The sequence below is a fragment of the Candidatus Krumholzibacteriia bacterium genome (genome assembly GCA_035649275.1).
In the GTDB taxonomy this organism is placed as follows: Bacteria; Krumholzibacteriota; Krumholzibacteriia.
Window position 1 is genome coordinate 24,568 of sequence record DASRJW010000085.1, and the last position, 6,099, is coordinate 30,666.

Below are 6,099 nucleotides of genomic sequence, written 5' to 3' on the forward strand. Positions count from 1 at the left end.
CTCAGAACTCCCCGGTCTTGTCGCCACGCATGGTGAGCGCCATGAGTGCCTTCTGCACGTGCAACCTGTTCTCTGCCTCGTCGAAAACCACCGACTGCGGCCCATCGATGACGGCGTCGGTGACCTCGTTCCCGCGGTCCGCCGGCAAGCAGTGCATGTAGAGACACTCCGGCGCAGCGAGAGCGAGGCGGCGCTCGTCGCAGATCCAGCTCTTGTAGCGCGCGGCCACGGCCGCCGATTCTTTCAAGTCCGAGGTGGTCTCCATGCACCCCCAGCTCTTGGGATACACCACGTGGGCACCCTCGAAGGCGGCGTCCATGTCGTGAACGATCTCGAAGCGGCTACCGCTCTCGCGGGCGAACTGGCGTGCCTGCGCCACCAGCTCGGGCACCAAGTCGAACTCGGGCGGATGCGCCAGCACCACGTCCAACCCGAAGCGCGGCATGAGCAGGAGGAGCGACTGGGGCACGGACATGGGCTTCTGGTAGCTCGGGGCGTAGGCCCAGGAAACGACGAACTTGCGCCCGCGCAGACCCTCGGCACCGAACTTCTCCCGCACCGTGAGCAGGTCCGCCGTCGCCTGGCAGGGATGGTAGAGATCGCACTGCATGTTGAACACCGGCACCGAAGCGGCGGCGGCGACCTCGCGGAGATAGCGATTGCCTTGCTTCCACACACAATGGCGGATGCCGATGGCATGGCCATAGCGCGAGAGCACCGACCCCGTGTCGAAGGGGGTCTCGCCGTGAGAGATCTGCATCTTGTCCGGAGTGAGATCGTGGGCATGGCCGCCGAGCTGCGTCATTCCGGCCTCGAAGGAGTTGCGCGTACGGGTGGATTGCTCGAAGAAGAGCATGAAGAGGGTCAGATTCTGCAGCAGCGGTGTCAGCGTGCCGCGGCGGAACTTCTCCTTGAGCGCCAGGGCGGTGCTGAAGAGCGTCTCCAGCTCTTCCACACTCCACTCGGCATCGGTGATGAAATCACGTCCGCGCAACCTCTCGTCCATCGACAAACCCTCCCAGTCCCTGGCGGTGGATCCGCACTGCTTCGCTCCCCGACGGCGAGCACCCGTCGTCCACGCCGTCGCCGGCAGGATCGTTCAGCCCCGTGCAGCACGCAAGCGCGGGCTTCGCCCGCGGGGACGCGGTGCGGCACGATGAGCACGCACCGCTTCGAGCACGCCCTGGCCGACGGCACGAGCCTTGTCCGAGATCCGATCCACCGGCGGCTGCCGGCGGCGGGGGTCGATGTCACCGAGTTTCTGGCCGGCGCGCACGTGTTCGCCATCGCGCAACATGCCGCGGACGATGCCGCCGATACCTGCGCGAATGGCGCGAGGGCCGACACGGGCCACCACCTGTCCACGGCGCACACGCGTCCCGATCCCTGCGAGCACTCGCAACCGGCCTGCCCGGGGCGAGCGCAACAGGCGCTCCCGCATCGCGCCTCCCACGTCTCCCGGAACGCCGGTGTCCGGCGCCGCGCTGCCGCGCCAGAGAATGCGGCCGAGACTCGGGCCGCGAAGTGTCTCCACCACGACATCGCAGTCGACACCGGCTCGGTGTCCCGGCCCGAGGGCGACGCGGAAGGAAGAAGCCGGCAGATCCAGCGCCTGCTTCTTGTTCATGCGGGCGTCGACCACGATCGGCGGACGCAACGCCGCCAGCGCTCGCGACAACGGCACCACCAGGAGCGGGATGGCGTGCTTGCGCCGGCCGCGCCGCCACGCTCCGCCGCGCTGCAAGGCGTCGAGCTTCGTCCGCCTGCAGGCGATCCCCTCCACCACCACCTCCCCTGTTCGTGCCGCTTCGGCGAAGGCCACGCGGCGGCGCACCGCCAGAGGCCTCGCCTTCTCGACGACGACGACAGGGAACCCGGCGCGGACGAGGGCGTGCGCCGCCCCCGTGCCCAGGTCGCCGCAGCCGACGCAGAGAACCAAGGGTCGCGCCTCCTCCCGTCGCCAGGGGCTCGGCATCCCTCTGCTTCGCGCCGATTGCAGCCGCGCCAGGTCGGCCGGGCGGTCCACGTCCACGAGATCGGTGCCTGGATCCAGGCTCAGTGGAAAGACCCGCTCGGGATACGCCGCGACGACCGCCCTGCCCCCGTCGTCATCGGGAACGCGGCGGAGCGCTGGCAAGAGCGCCGCGGGAAAGTAGGCGGGGTTTCGCGGCGCGCCCATCACCATGGGACGGACGATGCAATGCTGCAGCGTGGAGCCGAGCGTCGCGATGCGGCGCAGTGTGGAGACGCGGACCGCGGGCATGTCGGCATGGGCGAAGAGCATGCCGAACCCCGGGGGCACGGCACCTGACGCGGCTCGGACCGAGCTCCCGAGACCACGCGCCGGCGTCCGGTTGCGGACGAAGCGCACGGGAACGGCACCAGCCGCCGCTGCACGCCGAACCGCCGCTCGCACGCCTGCATCTCGAGGCCCGGTGACGACGATGACGGTGCCGAAGCCGGCGCCAAGGAGGTGCCGCGCCGCGTGCTCGACGAGCGGCTTGCCGCGCCAGAGCTCGAGGAGCTTCGATTCCCCGGCTGCAGTGCGCCCGTAGCGCCGGCCGAGACCGGCAGCCAGCAGAATGCCGCAGACGCCGGAAAGCGTCACCCCGCTCCGCTTCGTACCGCGCCCGAGATCCCAACTCTGGAACGGACCCGAGGCCAGGTCCTCGGCGGCACCGACGCGCAAGGACACGCCGGGATCCTGCCAGCGAGGGTCCCGACGGCGCACGCGGCGTTCCACGTGGGAGACGAGGCGATGCAAGACTTCGGGGCTCACGCCGCCCGTACCGCTCAGGAGCACGCTGAGCGGAGCGCGCGGCGGCAGCCGGGCGAGATAGGCATCGAGCATCCGTTCCACGTCGGCGACGCCGACCGTGCCGCTGCCGCCGAAGTGCTGCGGCCGGTGCGCCACCTCGGCAGGCGTGCGCCCGAGGGCTCCAAGACCGGCGACCAGGACGACGCGAGTGAGCGGCCCCGGCGGCCAGGCAGGTTCGTGCTCGTCGGGAAGTTTGACGAGGCGTCGCGCTGCACCATCCGCCTCGACGAGGAGGAGATCGCCGGGCCTTTGCCGCGACCAGGCATGGAGCCAAACGAGCGCTGGCCCTTGCAGGCGCGATCCAGCCGCCACCGCGAGCGTCAATGGCCGCGCGCTGTCGAGCTGCGGTGCCGCACGCTCGAGCGCCGCTGCATCCGGGAAGACGACGAGGAGGCCACGGCCGAAACCGTCACGGCCGAGATGCGTGGTGGTGGTGGCCAGCGACGCGGGTCGCTCGGACAAGAGACGGCGAATGGCGCCCGTCTTGCCGCCGGCGCCGACGAAGGCGACGACGCCCCGCGAGGGCAGACCCAAGGCCTGCGCCAGCGAGCTCGTCGAGCTCGCACCTCTGCCCCGCCCCGGTCGCAGCGTCCCGCCTCAGGCCAGGGACTCGATGCAGCTCTGCATGCGCTTCAAGGCCTCGCGGATGTTGTCCTGCGAATTGGCGTAGGAAAGACGCAGATAGCCTTCCCCGTAGGCGCCGAAGGCCGTACCTGCCAGCGTCGCCACGCCTGCTTCCTGCAGCAGCAAGGACGCCAGCTCGGCGGATTTCTTCCCCGTCGCGGTGATGTTCGGGAAGACATAGAAAGCGCCCTGGGGCCGCAGGCAACGCACCTTCGGAATCGCGTTCAAACCATCCACGATGAGATCACGGCGCCGCCGGAACTCGGCCACCATGGCCTCCACCGCGTCCTGCGGCCCCTGCACCGCCGCCATGCCGGCCCGCTGCGTGAAGCTCGCGGTGCAGCTGTTGCAGTTGGTCATGAACTTGCCGATCATGTCGGCCACAGGTTGCGGTGCCACGGCGAAACCGAGACGCCAGCCGGTCATGGCGAAGGTCTTCGAGTGGCCATCCAGGAGAAGGGTGCGCTCCCGCATGCCCGGCACCGAGAGAATCGAATGATGCCCGCCGTCGTAGAGAATGCGGGCATAGATCTCGTCGGTGAGCACCCAGAAGTCGTGCTTCTGCGCCAGCTCCGCGATGCGCTCCGCATCGCGCTTCGGGATCACGCCGCCGGTGGGATTCGCCGGTGTGTTGAGGATGAGCATCTTGGTGCGCGGCCCCACCAGCGACTCGAGCTCGTCCAGGTCGAGGCTGAAGGCCTTGTCCTCGGACAGACGGATCGGCACCGGCTTGGCGTCCAGGTAGCGGATCACGGACTCGTAGATGGGGAAGCCCGGGTTCGGATAAATCACCTCGTCCCCCGGATCGACGAGCGCCATCAGACCGAAGAACAGCACCGGCTTACCTCCCGGGGTCATCACGACCTCTTCGGGTGCGACACGCACGCCGCGCATGGCGCCGGCGTACTCGGCGATGGCGGCGCGGACCTCTGGCAACCCCGCCGAGGGCCCGTAGTGGGTGAAACCTTCGCGCATCGCCTGGATGCCGGCCTCGACGATGTAAGCAGGTGTGTCGAAATCGGGCTCGCCGATCTCGAGGTGGACCACGTGGCGACCTTGTGCTTCCAGCGCCCGCGCCCGAGCCAGGACCTCGAAGGCCGTCTCCGTCCCCAGGCGTCCCGTCGCCTTGGCCAACATCTGTAGGCGCTGCATGCGTTCCCCGTTTCGTTCGCCGCGGACAGCCGCGTCCGTCAGCCTGGTGACAGGTGCACGCGCAGATCCTCCAGGTGCGGACCGACGCGCATGGCTTCTCCGGCGGCGCTACGGGCGCCGTCCACGTCCTTCAAGCCGTTGCCGGTGACGAGGACGACGATGCGCTCGCGGGGCTCCACGAGACGGCGCTCTCGAGCGACGAGCAGACCGGCCAGGCCCGCCACACCTGCCGGTTCGCCGAAGACGCCAGCGGTGCGCGAGAGCACTCGCTGTGCCTCACGAATCGCCTCGTCCTCTACCCGGACGAAAGCTCCCGCCGAGAGCCGGATCGCTTCCAGCGCCTTCAACGCATTGCGTGGCCGGCCGACGTTGATGCTATCGGCGTAGGAGTTCGGGCGCACCGGTGCGGGCGACGCGCCGCTCTCGAAGGCCCGCACCAAGGCGTCGGCGCCGGCCGCCTGCACGCCGAGCAAGCGCGGCACTCGCGAGGTGAGCCCGAGGGCGCGGAATTGCTGAAACCCTTTGTAGAGACTGCTCACGATGCACCCGTCCCCGACGGCGACGACGCAGACGTCGGGGGGCTCGAAGCCCAGGTCCTCGGCGATCTCGAAGGCCGCGGTCTTCTTGCCTTCGACGAGAAAAGGATTCACCGCGGCATTGCGATTGTACCAGCCCTGCGCCGCGATGGCCTGCTCGCAGAGATCGTAGGTCTGGTCGTAATCGCCCTCGACGCTGAAGACGCGGGCGCCGAAGAGGAGGAGCTGGGTCAGCTTGGGAGCGGGGGCGTTCTTCGGCACGAAGACGATGGTGTCGAGGCCCATGGAAGCGCCGATGCCGGCGAACGACGAAGCGGCGTTTCCGGTGGAGGCACAGGCGCCGGCGCGGCAACCGGCGTCGAGGGCGGCGGCGACGCCGACGGCGCTGGCGCGGTCCTTGTAGCTGCCCGTGGGGTTGACCCCGTCGTCCTTGACGTAGAGCGAAGCGAAGCCGAGCTCGCGGCGTAGCGCCGGCGTCTCGTAAAGAGGCGTGCAGCCCACGCGGAGCGGCGTCAGGTGCGTCTCGTCTTCCACCGGGAGGAGCTCGCGATAGCGCCAGATGTCGCGCTGGCGGCGCTCCCCGAGCACGGCGCGGGTGAAGTGGCGCGCCAGACGGGCGTCGTCCCAGAGCACGTCTTGGATGCCGCCGCAACGGCGACAGCGATAGGGCTGTGGCTCGTAAGGGTGCTCGGCGGCGCAGGCGAGGCAGCGGGTGCCGCGAATGCGTTCCTTCTTGGGCAGGAGTGCGTCGCTCACGTCGTTCTCCCGCTGTCGCCAGCTCCACCCCGACTCGTCTGCCAGCGCGGCGTGGCGCGGCGGAAACGTTCCCAGAGGAGCGCGGCCCGCTCGCGGCAGCGCTCGCCGAGCTCCACTTCGTCGACCAGGGTGCACCGTGCCTCGTCGAGGACGCGCTCACCGGCCACGAACACCGCCCGCACTGCGGGCTCCACCTCGCCGTGCAGCAGGTGC

Annotated in this window: 5 protein-coding genes; all 5 read right to left on the bottom strand. The window is 69.5% G+C overall.

What is annotated here, in order from left to right:
* Nucleotide 1 precedes the first annotated feature (1 nt).
* Entirely contained in the window at nucleotides 2-1,006 is a 1,005-nt protein-coding gene (locus VFE28_08585; GenBank protein ID HZM16042.1) for an ornithine carbamoyltransferase, read from the bottom strand.
* 93 nt (nucleotides 1,007-1,099) lie between these two features.
* The gene (yqeB, locus tag VFE28_08590) at nucleotides 1,100-3,352 is read right to left on the bottom strand and encodes a selenium-dependent molybdenum cofactor biosynthesis protein YqeB (protein ID HZM16043.1); all 2,253 of its coding nucleotides are present in this window, start codon (nucleotides 3,350-3,352) and stop codon (nucleotides 1,100-1,102) included.
* A 63-nt stretch (nucleotides 3,353-3,415) separates the two neighbouring features.
* Nucleotides 3,416-4,594, bottom strand: coding sequence for a pyridoxal phosphate-dependent aminotransferase (locus tag VFE28_08595; GenBank protein ID HZM16044.1), 1,179 nt, complete (start codon nucleotides 4,592-4,594; stop codon nucleotides 3,416-3,418).
* Nucleotides 4,595-4,632: 38 nt separating this feature from the next.
* The gene (gene thrC / locus VFE28_08600; GenBank protein ID HZM16045.1) at nucleotides 4,633-5,886 is read right to left on the bottom strand and encodes a threonine synthase; all 1,254 of its coding nucleotides are present in this window, start codon (nucleotides 5,884-5,886) and stop codon (nucleotides 4,633-4,635) included.
* A partial coding sequence (locus VFE28_08605; GenBank protein HZM16046.1) for a hypothetical protein occupies nucleotides 5,883-6,099 on the bottom strand: 217 nt, incomplete at its 5' end. The genes VFE28_08605 and thrC, both read right to left, overlap by 4 nt.

Bases quoted from the DNA above. Each gene is read 5' to 3' on its own strand.
- VFE28_08585 (HZM16042.1), bottom strand. From the start codon at position 1,006: ATGGACGAGAGGTTGCGCGGACGTGATTTCATCACCGATGCCGAGTGG.
- VFE28_08595 (HZM16044.1), bottom strand. From the start codon at position 4,594: ATGCAGCGCCTACAGATGTTGGCCAAGGCGACGGGACGCCTGGGGACG.